The sequence below is a fragment of the Providencia sp. PROV174 genome, from assembly GCF_028480685.1.
GTDB lineage: Bacteria > Pseudomonadota > Gammaproteobacteria > Enterobacterales > Enterobacteriaceae > Providencia > Providencia rettgeri.
On record NZ_JAMPOT010000009.1, the window covers coordinates 458,798 to 476,527 of the forward strand.

Annotated in this window: 17 protein-coding genes; 13 read left to right on the top strand and 4 right to left on the bottom strand. The window is 39.8% G+C overall.

The genetic code is table 11. From position 1 onward, the window contains the following. Window positions 1–218 precede the first annotated feature (218 nt). From ttrS to PSE60_RS09640, 11 genes are all read left to right on the top strand, one after another. On the top strand, window positions 219–1,976 hold the full coding sequence (gene ttrS / locus PSE60_RS09590) for a tetrathionate respiration histidine kinase TtrS (protein ID WP_272665265.1): 1,758 nt from the start codon (window positions 219–221) through the stop codon (window positions 1,974–1,976). 126 nt (window positions 1,977–2,102) lie between these two features. Further along, complete coding sequence (gene ttrR, locus PSE60_RS09595; RefSeq protein ID WP_109911086.1) at window positions 2,103–2,699, top strand: tetrathionate respiration response regulator TtrR; 597 nt, start codon at window positions 2,103–2,105, stop codon at window positions 2,697–2,699. A gap of 58 nt (window positions 2,700–2,757) precedes the next feature. Further along, window positions 2,758–3,702 carry a Kdo(2)-lipid IV(A) acyltransferase gene (locus PSE60_RS09600; RefSeq protein ID WP_272665266.1) on the top strand — a complete coding sequence of 315 codons (945 nt, stop codon included), beginning with the start codon at window positions 2,758–2,760 and terminating at the stop codon, window positions 3,700–3,702. Window positions 3,703–4,037: 335 nt separating this feature from the next. Continuing rightward, window positions 4,038–5,264, top strand: coding sequence for a multidrug efflux MFS transporter MdtG (gene mdtG / locus PSE60_RS09605; protein ID WP_210835160.1), 1,227 nt, complete (start codon window positions 4,038–4,040; stop codon window positions 5,262–5,264). A 382-nt stretch (window positions 5,265–5,646) separates the two neighbouring features. Next, window positions 5,647–7,176 (top strand): peptide MFS transporter, encoded by a 1,530-nt coding sequence (locus PSE60_RS09610; protein WP_272665267.1) that lies wholly within the window; start codon window positions 5,647–5,649, stop codon window positions 7,174–7,176. Window positions 7,177–7,332: 156 nt separating this feature from the next. Further along, complete coding sequence (locus PSE60_RS09615) at window positions 7,333–8,121, top strand: PhzF family phenazine biosynthesis protein (RefSeq protein ID WP_272665268.1); 789 nt, start codon at window positions 7,333–7,335, stop codon at window positions 8,119–8,121. 272 nt (window positions 8,122–8,393) lie between these two features. Then, window positions 8,394–9,812, top strand: a complete 1,419-nt coding sequence (locus PSE60_RS09620) for an NAD(P)/FAD-dependent oxidoreductase (RefSeq protein ID WP_272665270.1) — start codon at window positions 8,394–8,396, stop codon at window positions 9,810–9,812. 110 nt (window positions 9,813–9,922) lie between these two features. Next, window positions 9,923–10,279 carry a hypothetical protein gene (locus tag PSE60_RS09625; protein WP_272665271.1) on the top strand — a complete coding sequence of 119 codons (357 nt, stop codon included), beginning with the start codon at window positions 9,923–9,925 and terminating at the stop codon, window positions 10,277–10,279. A 223-nt stretch (window positions 10,280–10,502) separates the two neighbouring features. Next, window positions 10,503–10,910: an acyl-CoA thioesterase gene (locus PSE60_RS09630; RefSeq protein ID WP_004909747.1), complete on the top strand. Its 408-nt coding sequence runs from the start codon at window positions 10,503–10,505 to the stop codon at window positions 10,908–10,910. Window positions 10,911–11,473: 563 nt separating this feature from the next. Next, window positions 11,474–12,043, top strand: coding sequence for a tetratricopeptide repeat protein (locus tag PSE60_RS09635; protein WP_210835266.1), 570 nt, complete (start codon window positions 11,474–11,476; stop codon window positions 12,041–12,043). 199 nt (window positions 12,044–12,242) lie between these two features. Then, window positions 12,243–12,680 carry a universal stress protein gene (locus tag PSE60_RS09640; protein ID WP_004909739.1) on the top strand — a complete coding sequence of 146 codons (438 nt, stop codon included), beginning with the start codon at window positions 12,243–12,245 and terminating at the stop codon, window positions 12,678–12,680. Between the two features lie 195 nt (window positions 12,681–12,875). On the opposite strand, the gene PSE60_RS09645 is transcribed toward PSE60_RS09640, so the two are convergent. Continuing rightward, complete coding sequence (locus PSE60_RS09645) at window positions 12,876–13,352, bottom strand: GNAT family N-acetyltransferase (RefSeq protein ID WP_272665272.1); 477 nt, start codon at window positions 13,350–13,352, stop codon at window positions 12,876–12,878. Between the two features lie 108 nt (window positions 13,353–13,460). After that, on the bottom strand, window positions 13,461–14,714 hold the full coding sequence (gene agp, locus PSE60_RS09650; protein ID WP_272665273.1) for a bifunctional glucose-1-phosphatase/inositol phosphatase: 1,254 nt from the start codon (window positions 14,712–14,714) through the stop codon (window positions 13,461–13,463). 220 nt (window positions 14,715–14,934) lie between these two features. Here agp and PSE60_RS09655 point away from each other — a divergent pair, with 220 nt between their 5' ends. Continuing rightward, entirely contained in the window at window positions 14,935–15,375 is a 441-nt protein-coding gene (locus PSE60_RS09655; RefSeq protein WP_272665274.1) for a GNAT family N-acetyltransferase, read from the top strand. Between the two features lie 2 nt (window positions 15,376–15,377). Then, complete coding sequence (locus tag PSE60_RS09660; RefSeq protein WP_272665275.1) at window positions 15,378–15,944, top strand: GNAT family N-acetyltransferase; 567 nt, start codon at window positions 15,378–15,380, stop codon at window positions 15,942–15,944. A 243-nt stretch (window positions 15,945–16,187) separates the two neighbouring features. Here the strand turns inward: PSE60_RS09660 and fdnI are convergent, their stop codons facing one another. Beyond that, the gene (gene fdnI, locus PSE60_RS09665) at window positions 16,188–16,844 is read right to left on the bottom strand and encodes a formate dehydrogenase-N subunit gamma (protein ID WP_004909726.1); all 657 of its coding nucleotides are present in this window, start codon (window positions 16,842–16,844) and stop codon (window positions 16,188–16,190) included. Continuing rightward, entirely contained in the window at window positions 16,837–17,724 is an 888-nt protein-coding gene (gene fdxH / locus PSE60_RS09670) for a formate dehydrogenase subunit beta (protein ID WP_004909723.1), read from the bottom strand. Before fdxH ends, fdnI begins: the two co-directional genes overlap by 8 nt. Window positions 17,725–17,730: the final 6 nt, after the last annotated feature.

Sequence of the window (17,730 nt, forward strand, 5' to 3'; positions counted from 1 at the left end):
AAAAGTTATTAATCAATATGTTATTTGTATTACATGCGTTATTGACAATGGGTACAGTCTCGTTAAGATAACCCGTGGAATTGTTATTTCTCTTTAAACCAAATGAGTTATCTTGATAAAACGTGTAGTGCCATTGTAAGAAGTGTGGAGCCGTCGCCCTATTGTGGTTTACCACATACCCGTAGCTAAATTGATCTAACGCAACGAATAACTCAAATATGTTAAAAAAATCGCCTAGGCCGTTGTATCACATACTATTAATCATGCTACTGACGTGCTCTTTGCCTGCAATTTCGGCACAATGGACTATCGGGGTATTAGCCTTGCGCGGGCCGAGTTCCACCCAATCTCATTGGCAACCACTTATTGACACTCTCAATGAGTCTATTCCTGGGGAGCGTTTTACGTTACAACCACTCAATTTAGATGAAATGAAAGAAGCAATTTCCAACCGTAAGATTGATTTTTTGCTGACGAATCCGGCCCAATTTATTCAGTTAGATAACCGCTATCATTTACGTTGGTTGCTCTCCCTTCGTTCTGATGTGGAGCCTAACAGCACGACACGTAATGTTATTGGCAGCTTAATATTAGTTCGCAAAGACAGTGATATTTCAGAAGTTAAAAACTTGATTGGCAAAAAAGTCGGCGCTATCTCGCCGGATGCTTTTGGTGGCTATTTATTAGGTTACAAAGTATTAAGGGATATGGGCTACGATGCGGCTAAAGACTTTAAGATGCAATTTTTAGGCTTTCCTGCTGATGCATTATTATATGCACTGCGTGATGATTCATTATCTGCAGCAATTGTTCCTGTCTGTTTATTAGAAAATATGCATAGTGAAGGGCTGATTGATAAAACACAATTTCGTCCACTAATTCAACATCCAAGCTCTCTGTCTTGTTTAACTAGCACAGAACTGTATCCAAACTGGTCTTTTGCTGCCTTAAGTGAAGTGCCGGACAATTTAGTCGACAAAGTCACCAAAACATTATTATCAACCGATAAAGCCGCCATGCGTTGGGGAGCTCCGGCCTCGGTGACTCAAGTTGAAACTTTGCTCAGGGACGTTAATCAACACCCGCAACAGCGCCAAATCTGGCAAGATATCGTCAGTTGGACCATTCAAAACCAAATCACCCTTAGCCTTGTTGCGTTATTTTTTGTGTTACTTGGCGTTAATCATGTTTGGATTGCCTTTTTGGTTAGGCGCCGTAGCCGCCAATTAGAAGAAGCGCATAACCGCTTACGAGAACAAGAAGCCAATTTACAAAAGGCGCAGCGGTTAAATATTTTGGGGGAAATGGCTTCTGGATTTGCTCATGAATTGAATCAACCCCTGTCTGCAATCCGCCACTATGCCCAAGGGTGTATTCTACGCCTGACTAAAGAGTCTGAAAGCCACCCATTAATTAACGCATTAACGAAAATCGACGACCAAGCTCAACGTGGAGCCGATATCATTCGTAATTTACGCCTCTGGGCGGGTAAACCAAGTCTTGACCCGGCAGTCACCTTGAGCCAACAATCAGTTAAACAGGCCATTAATCATATTTGGCAATTATTGCGTGCAGATCAACACTACCCCGATTCAAGGTTAATTTTACCTGAAACGCCTGACATCTCCCTGATGTTGCCTGATACGTTACTTGAACAATTACTTTCCAATTTAATCAGCAACAGTTTACAAGCAGGGGCAACCCTACTGCATTTCGAGTTCCATTTTTCACAACAGCATTTTTTACTTGTCTTGCAAGACAATGCCGGAGGTATGCCTGCGGGTCAATTAGAGCAAGGGATCACCCCATTTGCTACGACTAAAAAAGAAGGTTTAGGGTTAGGCTTAGTGATTTGCCAGCGTTTGATCCAAAGCCAAGGTGGCGATATTCGTATCGAAAATAACCTGAGTGATGATGGGTTACATGGCCTAATGGTCACTCTCATTTTCAATTATCACAATAAAATCGTGGATTGAGCATGTTTTGCCACGTAATTGATAACATTCACATTAACTATATGTGACAATGGCTTTATTACGATAATCAATACTCATTACATAAAGCACTCTATTTTGTCACCCTCTACACGACGAGGTATATGTATGCCAGTGATCCATCTCGTGGATGATGACCCCGATGTGACGGATGCCTGCCAATTCTTACTCGAAACATTGGGCTATAGCGTTACCGTTTGGAATGACAGTGAAGCATTTATCCAAAATGCGGCATTACACCAAGAAGGCGTGGTGTTATTGGATATGCGCATGCCTAAATTAGATGGTCGGCAAGTTCACCAATACCTTAGAGAGCAACACAGCACATTAGCCGTGATCTTTTTGTCTGGCCATGGGGATATCCCGATGGCGGTAGAACAAGTGAAACTGGGTGCCGTTGATTTTCTACAAAAACCCATTGATAGCCAACAGCTTGCTAAGACCTTAGAGCAAGCTCGCTCACAAACCACTAAAGCCACTGAAGGGTATTTAATTAAGCAGCGCTATGAGACGCTCACCCCTCGTGAAAAAGATATCTGTGGCTATGTGTTGCAAGGCTTAATTAACCGCGAGATTGCGGAGGCAGCCTGTGTTTCTGTGCGCACCGTTGAGGTTCATCGGTCTCGTGTCATGGAGAAAATGGCGGTTCGCAACTTAGCTGAGTTAATGAGCACCATGCAGGCAGTTAACGCTTTAAACGAATAATTTGATATAGTTTAATCATGCCTTTTTATTAATTTATGACTAATATATTCGGATAATAATGATACTAGCTCCAAAATTTCAAAAACGGTTCCTCCACCCTCGTTACTGGCTAACTTGGCTAGGCATTAGCGTATTATATCTTCTTGTTTTATTGCCTTACCCTGTCATTTATTGGATGGGAACTCGTTTAGGTTTATTTTCCAAGCGCTTTTTGAAAAAGCGAGTGAAAGTCGCAGAGCGAAATTTGCAATTATGCTTTCCAGAGATGAGTGAGCAGGAACGGCAGCGCTGCATCGACAAAAACTTTGAATCTGTCGGCATGGGCTTATTTGAAACGGGTATGGCTTGGTTTTGGCCTGATTGGCGCGTTCGTCGCTGGGTCAAGGTCATTGGGGAAGAAAATGCCATTGCAGCTCGCCAAACCGGCAGAGGGATTATCGCGCTCGGCGTTCATTTTTTAACCTTGGAAATCGGTGCTCGTGCCTTTGGTATGTTAAATCCGGGTATTGGTGTGTATCGCGCCAATGATAATGACCTGCTTGATTGGTTACAAACCCGTGGGCGGTTGCGTTCCAATAAATATATGTTGGATCGCAAAGATATGAAAGGCATGGTACGCGACTTAAAAAATGGGGAAATTTTATGGTATGCCCCCGACCATGATTACGGCCCACGCAATAGTACATTTGCTCCTTTATTCGCTGTAGAAAATGCCGCCACGACCAACGGTTCACAAATTATTTTACGCCTGGCTTCCCCTTTAGTGGTGCCTTTTACCCCAAGGCGTTTACCTAACGGTAAAGGTTATGAATTGATCATTCAACCTGCCATTGATGATTTCCCAATTGAAGATAATGTGGCTACCGCAACCATGATGAACCAAATTATCGAAAAGGAAATCCTCAGGGCGCCAGAACAATATATGTGGCTACATCGCCGTTTTAAAACACGCCCTGAAGGGGAACCTTCGTTATACGGGGATTTAGACAAAATCCATCATTAATAATTAGCGTAAGCAGATAAATTATGGCGTAGTTTTTCAACGGCTTTTTATGATGTTTTTCTTGCTGTTTTTTATACTGTTTTCTCTAAATATGGCATGATTTTTCAACTGTTTTTTATAATGCTTTTCTTGCTGTTTTTCATACTGTTTTCTCTAAATATGGCGTGATTTTTCAACTGTTTTTTATGATGCTTTTCTTGCTGTTTTTCATACTGTTTTCCCTAAATAGGCAGAATGAAGCTAACAACGCTGTAGAACTGAATATGACGGGAAAAGTGACTCGGGTAGCTGAATGAAGCTAACAACGCTGTAGAACTGAATATGACGGGAAAATTATGACGGGAAAAACAGAGTATTGGAAACGTAACCTATACGTCGTGTGGTTCGGCTGTTTTTTAACAGGTGCCGCCTTTAGCCTGATCATGCCTTTTCTCCCGTTATATATTGAAGAACTTGGCGTCAAAGACCATGCTTCGTTGAATTTATGGACTGGTGCCGTTTTTAGTATCACCTTTTTATTTTCTGCCATTGCCGCTCCATTTTGGGGGCGATTATCCGATCGCAAAGGGCGAAAATTAATGCTATTACGATCCGCACTGGGCATGGCGATTGTCATGGTATTAATCGGCTTTGCGCAGAATATTTGGCAATTATTAGCCTTAAGAGCCATATTAGGTTTATTGGGTGGCTTTGTTCCTAATGCTAACGCGTTGATTGCAACTCAAATTCCCGTGAAAAAAAGCGGCTGGGCTATGGGCGTCCTTGCGACTGGTGCGGTCAGTGGCGCACTTATTGGCCCATTAATCGGCGGTTTTCTTGCTGACCAGTATGGCTTACGCCCCGTCTTTTTTATTACCGCAACGGTGCTGTTTGTTTGCTTTTTTGTCACGCTCTTTTATGTTAGAGAACGCTTCACGCCAGTTTCTCGCAAAGATGCATTAACGAGCAAACAAGTTTTTGCCTCTCTTCGTAATAAAAATTTAGTCATTAGCCTCTTTTTCACCACTATGATCATCCAAGCCGCAATGGGCTCAATCAATCCTGTCATCACACTCTATGTACGTGACTTATCTAGCTCCCTAGAAAACTTGGCTTTTGTCAGTGGCGTGATAGCCTCCATTCCCGGTGTTGCGGCTTTAATCAGTGCGCCCATGTTAGGTAAACTCAGTGACCGAATAGGCCCTGAAAAAGTTTTACTCGCCGTGCTGGGCGCATCTATTTTTGTATTATTCCCAATGGGGTTGGTAAGTAGTTATTGGGAGTTAGGCTTTCTCCGATTTATGCTTGGGGCACTAAATGCTGCACTATTACCTGCGGTACAAACGTTAATTATCTATAATATTTCTCACCAAGTGACTGGGCGTATTTTCAGCTATAACCAAGCATTACGCGATGTTGGAAACGTGACAGGGCCATTAATGGGCTCGTTTGTCGCTGCCACCTATGGTTTCAGAGCCGTATTCTTTTTCACTGCGGCGTTGGTTCTCTTCAACTTAATTTATTCATGGTTAGTTATCAGGCGCCAATCCGATGGTCTACGCGCTTCCCCGTCCGACCAATAACCCCTTGCTATTTTTTGTACAAAAACCTGATGATTTATACGCTTTATTGTCTCACTTTGCTTAAAATTAAAATTTTAAAGCCTCAACCAATTGATTTTAAATAACTTAATCGATTCAAAATTCTTTCTTTTATTGTCAACTAAAATCCTGTATCTTCCCCTAGCTTATCGTGAGAAATGAGAGTTATATCGACTTTTCACCTTAAAAGTACACCTTTTACAATAAATTCATTCTGTATATAGGTGATTCTATAATAATGTATGTTAAAAATATGTTTCACATACTTATGTTAACATATCAATAACAATTGACATTCAAGCGCACGGCTTGGTGTTTTATATCATGCACAACCTCTCAAGAGAGTATTTATGGGAGTTCACAGATGAACAATTCTGCGACTAAAACAAAAACTTTTTTTGGGCATCCATACCCATTGAGTTCGCTTTTCCTCACAGAAATGTGGGAACGCTTCTCTTTTTACGGAGTTAGACCGTTACTTATCCTATTTATGAGTGCGGCATTATTACAAGGCGGAATGGAATTACCCATTGAACAAGCTTCCGCTATTGTCGGTATTTTCGCTGGTGGGGTTTATATCACTTCGTTGCCGGGTGGTTGGTTAGCCGATAACTGGTTAGGCCAGCGCCGCGCGGTTTGGTACGGCTCATTAATTATTGCGTTTGGCCATTTATCCATCGCAATGTCTGCCTTTTTATCAAATACCTTCTTTTTCGTTGGTTTATTACTCATCGTATTAGGTACAGGGTTATTTAAAACCTGTATTACTGTGATGGTAGGAACGCTGTATAAGAAAGAAGATACACGTCGTGATGGCGGTTTCTCTCTGTTCTATATGGGTATTAACATGGGTTCATTTATTGCCCCGTTAATTATTGGTCCACTTCATGAAAAATATGGCTGGCATTTAGGTTTTGGCCTTGGTGGCTTAGGAATGCTGATTGCCCTGTTAATTTTCCGTTTTTACGCTATTCCTCAAATGCGCCGCTATGATAAAGAAGTTGGCCTTGATTCCACATGGAACCGCCCAACGGTTGAGCGCAAAAATGTGGGGAAATGGGTGACCTTTGCCATGGTATTATTGGCCATATTGGTTGTCTTGATTGATAATGGTACGATTCCATTTAATGCCTCCATCATCGCGAAAAGCTCTGCTTATGTTATCTCGACCTGTGTAGGCATCTATTTTTTATTTATGTTCTTCCTTGGCGGTTTAAACAGCAGCGAGCGTTCTCGCTTACTGGCTTGCTTAATTTTACTGATTGCAGCCGCATTCTTCTGGTCCGCTTTTGAGCAAAAACCAACTTCATTTAATATCTTTGCTCGCGACTATACTGACCGCCAAATGGGCAGTTTTGAAATCCCAACCATTTGGTTCCAATCAATCAATGCGTTGTTCATTATATTGTTAGCCCCAGTATTTAGCTGGTTCTGGCCTTCTCTGGCTAAACGTAATATGAACCCAAGCAGCATGACCAAGTTCGTGATTGGTATCTTATTTGCTGCAGGTGGCTTTGCTATCATGATGGTGGCAGCAAACCAAGTGCTTGCAACACAAAGTGGCGTTTCCCCTTTCTGGCTAGTTGGCAGTATCTTATTACTGACATTAGGAGAACTGTGCTTGAGCCCTATCGGGTTAGCAACAATGACCTTACTCGCACCACAAAAAATGCGTGGTCAAGTGATGGGCCTATGGTTCTGTGCAAGTGCGTTGGGTAACCTTGCCGCAGGTATCATGGGTGGTAACATCCGTAAAGATCAATTGGATTCAATGCCTGAGCTATTCTCCCATGTTTCTATTGCACTGGTGATCTGTGCCGTCGTATTGGCAGTATTGATTATCCCTGTCAGGAAAATGCTCAAAAATGCAGACAAAAATGAAGCAAATGCTTAATAACGCGGATTAATTGTCTTTTATCCGGTAGCAACCCACACGCTACCGGATCTCTTCCAGTTTCATTAGCCACCTAATAATTTGCTTATTATATTTCATAAAATAGGCGCTATACTGGCCTTTCATCATCCCATAATGACTCTTGGAAACCCTATAATGAGCCTCTCTGCTCCCATTTACTATGTTGATGCTTTTACAGATACCCTTTTTCACGGTAATCCCGCAGCGGTTGTATTACTCGATAACTGGTTATCAGATGAACAGCTAATTGCAATTGCCGCAGAAATTAACTTGTCAGAAACCGCTTTTTTAGTCGACCGCCATATTCGATGGTTCACCCCTAAAGTCGAAGTAAAATTATGTGGTCATGCAACACTTGCCGCAGCCTTTGTGTTAAACCATGTGCTCCAACAAAACATTCATCCTTTAACATTTAGCTCTTTATCAGGTGAGTTGGTTGTGACACAAAATGCTCAAGGGTTTACACTCGATTTTCCAATTATTGAATCTGTACAAAGTCATCCAGACCAATACCCACACCTCGCTGACATCCTTGGAGTTAAAATCAAAGAGCTTTGGATAGCGAAAGACCGTTACCTGTGTTTTCTTGAAAGTGCAGAACTCGTTCAAAACTGCCAGCCAGATATGCTAAAGCTTTCACAGCTTTCTCTACCTGGATTAACAATTACAGCAGAAAGTGCTAATAGCGATTATGACTTTGTTTCTCGTTATTTTGCCCCTGCAAAAGGGGTTGATGAAGACCCTGTAACAGGCACTTCACATTGTGCCATTGCACCAATATGGGCAGAACGACTGAATAAAAAGCAATTAGTTGGTCATCAGATCTCATTACGCGGAGGAGTGATTCATTGCGAGCTAACCTCTGATCGAGTAAAACTAACGGGTAATGCCGTTTTGTTCCTAACTGGCCAAATCCACCTTTAAGCTTTATAAATCAAAAGATTAAAATAAAAGCCATTTTTTTTTAATTTGTTTCCCTTCCTTAAATTCCGCCAGTGCCATTATTTTTCTTGAAATATTGGCACTCATTTCATACTAGAAAAAAATTTTTTAACATTTAACTAAAAATTTTAATTCCAGCTCAATTTAGTTTACAATTATAATCATTATTAAAGATATAATTACAATTATAAATATTTCTAATTGAAGCTTTGGTCAATTGTGAAAAACTCATTCGATATAAGGAACTTAATAAAATGGCTATTACTAGAAGAAAATTTTTGATTGGTGGTGGCGTTGTTGCCGTTGCCGCAGGAGCCGGAATTTTAACTCCAATGTTAACTCGTGAAGGTCGATTTGTTCCTGGTAAACCGCGACATGGTTTTGTCGCAGGAACAGAAGGCCCTCTACCACAGCAAGCTGACGTCGTTGTTATTGGTGCTGGAATTCTAGGAATTATGACAGCAATTGAACTGGTTGGACGCGGTTTAGATGTTGTTATTGTTGAAAAAGGTAACATTGCAGGCGAGCAATCATCCCGCTTCTACGGCCAAGTTATCACGTATAAAATGCCAGATGAAACCTTCTTACTCCACCACTTAGGAAAACAACGCTGGAGAGAGATGAACGCGAAAGTCGGTGCAGATACTAGCTATCGTACTCAAGGTCGTGTTGAAGTTCCTCTTGATGAAGAAGATTTAGTTAACGTCAGAGAGTGGATTGATACTCGCAGTAAAAACGTTGGTTCAGATATTCCATTCAAAACACGCATCATTGAAGGTGCTAAACTCAACCAACGTTTAAATGGTGCACAATCTAAATGGACCATCGCAGGTTTTGAAGAAGACTCCGGTAGCTTAGATGCTGAAATTGCGACCTTCGTCATGGCAGATTATGCGAAAAAATTAGGTATCAAAATTTATACTAACTGTGCTGCTAGAGGCTTAGAAACACAAGCAGGCGTTATTTCTGATGTCGTCACCGAGAAAGGGCCTATTAAAACCTCGCGTGTTGTTGTTGCAGGTGGAGTCTGGTCAAGACTGTTTATGCAAAACTTAGGCGTTGATGTCCCAACATTACCGGCTTATCAATCTCAGCAACTGATCACCGGTTCACCAACTGCACCAGGTGGTAACGTTGCTTTACCAGGCAATATTTTCTTCCGTGAACAAGCGGATGGTACCTACGCAACATCCCCTCGCGTGATTGTTGCTCCGGTTGTTAAAGACTCCTTCGTCTATGGCTACAAATACATTCCACTGCTATCGATGCCAGATTTCCCTGTCCATATTTCATTAAATGAACAGTTAATTAATTCATTTACTGAACCAACAAGCTGGAAACTGGATGAAGTTTCACCATTCGAAAAACACAGAAATATGACTGCGTTACCTGACTTGCCTGAGCTGAATGCATCATTTGAAAAATTAAAAACAGAATTCCCTGCATTTAAGGATTCTAAACTGATTGACCAATGGAGTGGTGCTATGGCCATCGCACCAGATGAGCACCCAATCATTTCTCAAGTCAATGAATACCCAGGTCTAGTTATCAATACTGCGACAGGCTGGGGAATGACAGAAAGCCCTGTTTCTTCCGAGCTCACCGCTGACTTGTTATTAGGCAAAGAACCCTCACTGAATGTGAAACCATTTAGTCTGTACAGATTTAGTTAATATGTGTTTGTAAAATTTGCTCACAAAAACCCTTCAATATGAAGGGTTTTTTTATTGCCTATTGTGGCTCTATTGCTTAGTATTCGAGACTTAAATCAAATGGAGTGATTATGAATAAATTACTATTGGCAATAGCGATTTCACTGTTAAGTGCCACAGCTTTCGCTGAAAAAAGTTACACCGTAGAGCAATTAGAGGACATGATTGCTGATAACAATAAACCACAAATTGCAGCCCCTGTTTTAGATGGTTCTATCGCAAAAGACGATTTCCCAACGTGTAAATCAGGGTTAATCGAGTGGCTTGAAGGCGTTGAAAAATACCCTGTTACCATTGAAAAAGATCTTGATGGCGAAGATTTTTCTGCCACTATCTGGGCTGAATCTAAAGCGTTTTTAGTTTCTTGTGTTAAAAGTGGCAACAATGCAAAAGCTGTTCGTATGAGTGCAGAGTATTTAGATAATTAATTCCATACCCCATTATAATTTAAAGGCTCATAATTTGAACTTTGGGCCTTTAATATTCCCTTTTTGATTTTAGCTACAGCTGACATTCTCAAAAATCCCCCTGCCGGAACGATTCACTTCACATTTATTGCTGAATTAGTTTGAAATGAGTATTACACTTAGCCTTTAACATTATTGCTTTTAACAATTACTAGCATACTAAGTAACAATTGTAAGGTAGACCATGAGTTCCATCGCAGACGATGTCATCACACAAAAAATTGAGCAATCCATTTCTCGCGTCTCTAAAGTGGTATTTCCAACAACAACGAACCACCACAGCACCCTATTTGGCGGTACTGCTCTCGCTTGGATGGATGAGGTTTCTTTTATTACCGCAACACGGTTTAGCCGTAAGCGCCTCGTTACGGTCTCCACTGAAAAAATTAATTTTACTCATCCAATCCCTTCAGGAACCATTGTTGAGTTGGTGGGTAAAGTCATTCGAGTTGGAAGAACCAGTTTGACGGTCAATGTATCGATTTTTTTAGAAGATATGTATTCCGAAGGTCGTGAAGAAGTGATACATGGCCAGTTTAATTTTGTTGCAATTGATGACAATGGCAAACCTACCCCACTATTTGAGTCATAAGCTTTTTTAAGCCATCAACATAAAGGTTTTGTTTATATTGCTAAAGGTGTGAATTCTGTAAATTTTAATTCACACCTTTCTAATAACACATCAGCCCGCCCTTATTTAATTCACTTTTCTCACTTCTGATGTGTTTTATATCGAAAATTTATTCGTATTAAATGTTTTTATAAAATAATCCCCCTAACGCCTTAAACCACACTTAAAATATCAACTAATATTCCATTCCCTTATCTTTTCATTTGCCTGGTATGACTTCTTAATCATTTTTCTTATTAATATCTTGTTACAACAAACACATAACGTGGCTAAAAGATAGGAAACCCCATACACTATATATTGTATATTTTTATTATATATTGATATTTTTAAATTAAAATCGTAGAGTATAGATGATGCCAATAACTCTAAAAATGCGTAAACCTCTCAGGCTTATAGCTTATTTTATATTACGTATTTTGATGTAAACTTTTCTTTATGTAATACACTTTGTTGGTAATAAATCTCATTGAAACATTTTATTAAAAATAGAAATAAACAACGCTAAAATAAGATATCAAATTATGCTTAGAATTCTTTCATTTATTATTTTATGTGCCTTTTCAATTAACCTAAGTGTCGCTGCGGTTCCCAAAGAAACTATCAAACGTATCGAACAGGAAGCACAAAAAGGCGATGTAAAAGCGCAAGTCATGTTGGGAATTGGCTATTATCTTGGGAATGAGCTTAAACAGGACTATGGTAAAGCAAAAAAATGGTTAACGATGGCATCGAATAAGGGCAATTCTGATGCTCAGTTGTTTCTAGGGGACATGTATTTAAATGGTAATGGCGTTGAGGCTAACCTTGAAACAGCGATGGATCTATTCGAAAAATCAGCCAATAAAGGCAATGTTGAAGCCCAAAATTATATGGGCCAGTTTTACTATCAAGGTATTGGTGTAAAACAAAATTATATTACGGCTTTTGAATGGTTCAAAAAATCTGCTGATAAAAAATTTCCACCCGCACAATACCAAGTCGGTAGAATGCTAGAAAGTGGTGAAGGAATTGAAATCAATGAAAAATCTGCAGCTGAATATCTAGCTCAAGCCTGCAAAGCTGGCTTAAAAGAAGCTTGCGTAAAAAAATAAATCTACCCCAATATTTCCTGCATTTTACCTGATGTTATTCATTATAATGGCATCAGGTCCCCCTCTTTTTTTGATGAAAAATCTTATTACGGCTACTTGCTCACACCCTTCCACCAATAAATTCATTACTATTAATAATCAATTTCACAATGTATGATATTGTTCTAAACTTATAATATAAAAGAGAAAGGGAGATATTATGTACAATACAATTTTAGTTCCGATCGATGTAACCGAAGATGCTCTCACTAATTTATTAGTTCCTCATGTTAATTCGCTACAAAAATTGAATGATGCAACAGTGCACTTTCTTGCCGTAACCGCACCAATTTCAAACTACTTACGCTATGGTGGCACCATCTTACCAGGGGACTTCCCTGACGATGAAAAGCAAGCTGAAATTATTCTTACCGAATTAAAAGAAAAAATTAAACTATTTGATATCCCAGCAGATAAAATAAAGGCGAAAGCAACCGTTGGTTCTGTTAAAGACGAAATTTTGGCAACCGCAGAAGATATCAACGCCGATATTATTTTATTAGGCTCACGCCGCCCGAGTATGTCAACCTATTTGCTGGGTTCTAATGCCGCCTCAGTAGTTCGTTATGCAAAAACCAGTGTATTAGTGGTTAGATAATAAAGACTAAAGTACTATTTGAAGCTTAAGCAAACCCATTTTACAAATAAAAGGTTTAGCCTTAATGATTGTTACAAAAAACAGCAAAGACATACACTTTATAGGGCTATTTATGTGTTCATTTAGGGTAAATTAAAGGCTCATAAACATTTTCGTGATTTTCACGCCCTGCTTTTTTAGCGGGGTTTTTTTATGCTATAAAACTGATGAATGGCTTAATCTATAACGCTTAAAAGGAATACCATCAAAATCAACAATGAGTTCTTCAGTAAAACCATAACGTAAAATCGCGGATATCTTCTTGCGAGTTAACGGTAAATGTATTGTAACTGACTCAACCTTCAGTGATGTAAAAGCTTTATTAATAATATTCTTAACAATAGATTTTCCCTTTCCCCAAAACTTAGGATGTAACACTAAAGCTAAATCTGCATCACCCGCTTCATTTTGTAACCCTCCCCAGCCGGCAAATTGGTCATCAATCATAATGGCCCATACTCCATAGCCATGTTGCTCCCAATGCAGCTTTTTTCCTGCGACCCACTGCTGGCAGGCCTGTTCATCGAAATGGCTGCTCCCTAAAGGCATATGTTCAAGTACAGCTGGATGAGTATTCAATGCGATAAGATCTGCGGTAGCAATTTGATTTAGCTGAAAAAACTGAATAGGCATAGTGACTATTTTGTCCACATAAGATATTAATAAACCCAATATATAATTTCGCTATCTTCCCAAAAAATGATGCCCTACTCAAGTTAGTAGGGCATCAATATACCGTGATTACTGTTCTAAGGCTGTCGCCATGACTTTTTGAAAATCTTCCCAATAACAATAGCCGCTTTTATCAATTGGGCACCCTTTTAGCTCTAATGTGACATGTTTAGGCGGTGTTTGTAATGATAAATATGTATTATCCCTAAGCTGGTCTGCAGTTTGGTAGACATATTCTACTTTCATAAAATCTTTATTTGCTTGCTTATCAGTCCAGCGTTGGAACACCAATTTACCCCCAATCGGGGTATGTTCATACTGCTCTGGTAATTGATACGGTTTAAAATCCATTGCTGACATTAGTGACGCAATATTCGAGTCATGACCGACTAAGAATATAAATTTTGCTGTTTCTCCTTTATCGACCGAAACAAAGCCTTTATCGATATAATTGAGTATTGGATGAGCAACATTTTTTGCAATGATTTTTGGCGTAAATAACGTTTCTTGGTAAGCATTTTTTAACGTATTCAGTTTTTTCCATTTTTCAGGGGTATTCACAAGCCCCCAAGCCACTTCATTTGCAGGAAACCCTTCATAATATTGAAGGTCTATCGCATCCACCGCTGAATTTGCAATTTTTAATGGACCACTAACGCCCGGTTCTTTTTCGGCTTCAATAATAAAGCTGTTTTTTGGGCTATTTAAATTACATAATTTGTCTGTTTTACATTTTTGAGAATCTTGAATATTCAGTACACTATCTAACTCTTCATAACCCGCAGTCAGTGATAGCCCTTTAAAATATTGCTCCATCTCAGCGAGAGCCTGCTGTTTAAATTCAGGGGAGGCATTGGTAATAATTGGGTTAAAAACAGGGTCCATTTTACCAATTTCAGGCTGATGATGAATACTTACCTTGCATCCTGGAAATGCGCCTGCAGCAAAGAATTGGGCAGTTGCTATCGTTCTTTGGAGACTATTTGTATAAAGATATACATCCTCATTACTTGTTGGACACAGTTCATCTGCAAGTAATTTGTTTTGGTCGATCCACTCCCTAAAATAATGCCCCATGTAGACTTCAAGTGCGCCGCCTTTAGTAGTGAGATAACCACTTTGTGCATCCCATGCAGGCCATTTTTTATCAGTTACTTCAGTAAGAATACCGGTATTTACGATAGGTGTACGTAAATTATGGCGGCTAAGGACTAAAACTTGATCTAAAACCATATCTGTTTTGCTATCTGTACTCGCTAATACAGGTGCAATAGGTGTTAATAATGCCGTAGATAAACAGAGAGTTAGCAATTTATATTTCATTAATATACCCCTACAATTAAAGCAACAAAGAAAAATACGTTCATCGCTATATAAAGAACTCAGCGAACAATCACACCGCAACTTATCTAATAATGACGAAGTTGACTTTTTTTTCTGCGATAAATATCTCAAAAACAACCTTAAGGTAAACTAAAAACAAACGATTGACATAAAAAAACGAGAAGTTAAGATTTTCCAGTCAATACACGGAGATAATATAATGATAGTCCAAAGCGCAACACGTGCACACGATGATGATATTATTCGTGTTTGGGAGTCTTCAGTGAGAGCAACTCACCATTTTTTAACTGAAGAAAAAATTGCTGAACTAAAAATTGCTATCAAAGATATTTATTTACCGCATTTAGCTGTTTTTGTGACATTCGATAGCGTAGGCAATATGACCGGTTTTCTAGGGTGCGATAAACACCGCCTTGAAATGTTGTTTATTTCCCAAGAAAGTAGAGGCCAAGGTACAGGGAAAAAACTGCTTCAATATGCCATTGATACCTTAGGCATTACTGAGTTGGATGTTAACGAACAAAATCCTCAAGCTATCGGGTTCTATCAACATATGGGTTTTACACAATATGCACGTTCTGAATTAGACGGCGAAGGTAATCCATTCCCTATTCTTCATATGCGTCTTGATAAGAAGTAGTTATGAAAATCATTGAATTAGAAACAACGCGTTTACGGCTGCGTGGATGGCAAGAAGAAGACAAGCAATTACTTTACCAAATGAATAGCCATCCCGATGTCATGCATTATTTTCCTTCGGTGCTTAATGAGCAGCAAAATGCACAATTTATGCAAACCATCATAGATAAATTTACTCAACAAGGGGGATGGGGATTATGGGCTGTTGAATTAAAATCCAATAAACAATTCATTGGGTTTATCGGCTTAAATATTCCTTCAGCAACACTCCCTTTTTCACCTTGTGTCGAATTAAGTTGGCGTTTGTTACCGGAATATTGGCATCATGGCTACGCCACTGAAGGAGCGAGTCGTGTCATCGAATACGCTTTTGATAAACTAAATCTGCCCGAACTGGTTGCATTTACGGCAGTGGTTAATTCACCATCAGAATCCGTAATGAAAAGACTAGGAATGATAAAACAACTAAATAACTTTTATCACCCAGCACTCCCTGATGGCCATTGGTTGCAAGAGCATGTGTTGTATCGCATCAAGGCCAGTGACTTTTTAAACAAGTCTCATCAATAAGAAACTATTCAGACAAAAATGCCCACAAAAAAGCCATCACAATGTGATGGCTCAGATTTGCAGCCAAACATATTATGTTTAGCTGCAAATCTAATAGGTTTTGAAAATAGATTAGGAAAATCAATTTATTGATTTTCGGCTGATAACACAAAGCGGGAAAAACCACGCTTTTATCCCGCTTTGTCAACAAACTAAGCCATCACAATGTGATGGCTTAATGTTATTTAGCACCTACTGCGTAAATTATTTTTTACTTTCAGCTTCGGCTTTGGCTTCTTTCGCTTCTACATCACGGTACCAACGAGGGTGATGTTTTCGCGCCCAACGGCGGCTAACTTTCCCTTCGATCATTCCGTTGATTGAACCTTTAACCCAGAATGCCATGTACATATGAATTAAAATGGCATGGATCAATACAATCGCAGCAACGGCATGAATCAATAACCCCCACCGCACAACCCACATTGGGAATAAATGTGCAAAATAAGGGCGCCAAATGATAATACCAGTTATCAAGAGCACAAAAATCAGGCTCATGATGCTCCAGAACATCATTTTTTGACCGGCGTTATATTTACCGACATCAGCCACTTCATGTTCATTACCCTTCAATACTTCGACAATATTTTTAATCCAAGGTAAGTCTTGCTTATCTGGAATATTGTGTTTCACAAAGCGAACAAACATAAACATCAGCACGACGAAAATCAACACACCAAAAAAGGGATGTAAAATCCGTCCCATTTGCGGCGTACCAAAGGTTTCCGTCAACCATTTCAATGTTGGGAAAAATAACGCGATCCCCGACAAAGCAACCAAGAAGAAGCTGATGACAACCGTCCAGTGACACGCGCGATCAATAAACTTTGTCCGCACAATCATTTTGCTTTTCTTACTCATGGTCATCTTTCTCCTCTTCATCACTCACTTCTTTGTTTGGACCAATTCCCACATAGTGGAAAATCAACCCTGCAAAGGTCGCGATAAATCCAACGACAGAAAGTGGTTTCAAGATGCCCTGCCACAGATTGATTGGTGTATCAATTTGTGGGTCTTTAGGCAGGCCATGATACAGTTCAGGTTTGTCAGCATGGTGAAGCACATAAACAACATGCGTACCACCCACACCTTCAGGATCATAAATTCCCGCTTGCGCATATCCCCGATTTTGTAATTTCGTTACGCGCTCTGCACCGTATTCCAACATTTCTTTTTTCGTACCGAAACGGATAGCCCCCGTTGGACAGGTTTTCACACATGCTGGCTCTTGACCAACACTCACCCTATCAACACACAAAGTACACTTGTACACTCGATTGTCTTTTGGATTTAATCGAGGAATGTTGAATGGGCAACCTGCGATACAATAACCACAACCAATACAGTGCTCTGATTGAAAATCCACAATACCATTTGCGTACTGAATGATTGCTCCTGCTGATGGGCAAGATTTCAAACATCCTGGGTCGGTACAGTGCATACAGCCATCTTTGCGGATCAACCACTCTAGTTTACCCATTTCAGTGGTTTCGCTAAAACGCATCACCGTCCATGATTTTGCGCTTAAATCCGTTGGGTTATCATAAACTCCAACGCAATGGCCAACTTCATCACGGATATCATTCCACTCAGAACATGCCACTTGACAAGCTTTACAGCCGATACAAGACGACACATCAATGAGCTTACAGACTTCAAGCTTATCATCACGCGCTTGTGGCGGAGGCGTAATGCTATTGGTCGCGGAACGTTTAATAATGTCTTGAGATTGCATGGACATGTTCCC

Excerpts from the sequence above, each read along its gene's own strand:
- ttrS (WP_272665265.1), top strand. The coding sequence starts at position 219 with ATGTTAAAAAAATCGCCTAGGCCGTTGTATCACATACTATTAATCATG.
- ttrR (WP_109911086.1), top strand. The coding sequence starts at position 2,103 with ATGCCAGTGATCCATCTCGTGGATGATGACCCCGATGTGACGGATGCC.
- PSE60_RS09600 (WP_272665266.1), top strand. The coding sequence starts at position 2,758 with ATGATACTAGCTCCAAAATTTCAAAAACGGTTCCTCCACCCTCGTTAC.
- mdtG (WP_210835160.1), top strand. The coding sequence starts at position 4,038 with ATGACGGGAAAAACAGAGTATTGGAAACGTAACCTATACGTCGTGTGG.
- PSE60_RS09610 (WP_272665267.1), top strand. The coding sequence starts at position 5,647 with ATGAACAATTCTGCGACTAAAACAAAAACTTTTTTTGGGCATCCATAC.
- PSE60_RS09615 (WP_272665268.1), top strand. The coding sequence starts at position 7,333 with ATGAGCCTCTCTGCTCCCATTTACTATGTTGATGCTTTTACAGATACC.
- PSE60_RS09620 (WP_272665270.1), top strand. The coding sequence starts at position 8,394 with ATGGCTATTACTAGAAGAAAATTTTTGATTGGTGGTGGCGTTGTTGCC.
- PSE60_RS09625 (WP_272665271.1), top strand. The coding sequence starts at position 9,923 with ATGAATAAATTACTATTGGCAATAGCGATTTCACTGTTAAGTGCCACA.
- PSE60_RS09630 (WP_004909747.1), top strand. The coding sequence starts at position 10,503 with ATGAGTTCCATCGCAGACGATGTCATCACACAAAAAATTGAGCAATCC.
- PSE60_RS09635 (WP_210835266.1), top strand. The coding sequence starts at position 11,474 with ATGCTTAGAATTCTTTCATTTATTATTTTATGTGCCTTTTCAATTAAC.
- PSE60_RS09640 (WP_004909739.1), top strand. The coding sequence starts at position 12,243 with ATGTACAATACAATTTTAGTTCCGATCGATGTAACCGAAGATGCTCTC.
- PSE60_RS09645 (WP_272665272.1), bottom strand. The coding sequence starts at position 13,352 with ATGCCTATTCAGTTTTTTCAGCTAAATCAAATTGCTACCGCAGATCTT.
- agp (WP_272665273.1), bottom strand. The coding sequence starts at position 14,714 with ATGAAATATAAATTGCTAACTCTCTGTTTATCTACGGCATTATTAACA.
- PSE60_RS09655 (WP_272665274.1), top strand. The coding sequence starts at position 14,935 with ATGATAGTCCAAAGCGCAACACGTGCACACGATGATGATATTATTCGT.
- PSE60_RS09660 (WP_272665275.1), top strand. The coding sequence starts at position 15,378 with ATGAAAATCATTGAATTAGAAACAACGCGTTTACGGCTGCGTGGATGG.
- fdnI (WP_004909726.1), bottom strand. The coding sequence starts at position 16,844 with ATGAGTAAGAAAAGCAAAATGATTGTGCGGACAAAGTTTATTGATCGC.
- fdxH (WP_004909723.1), bottom strand. The coding sequence starts at position 17,724 with ATGTCCATGCAATCTCAAGACATTATTAAACGTTCCGCGACCAATAGC.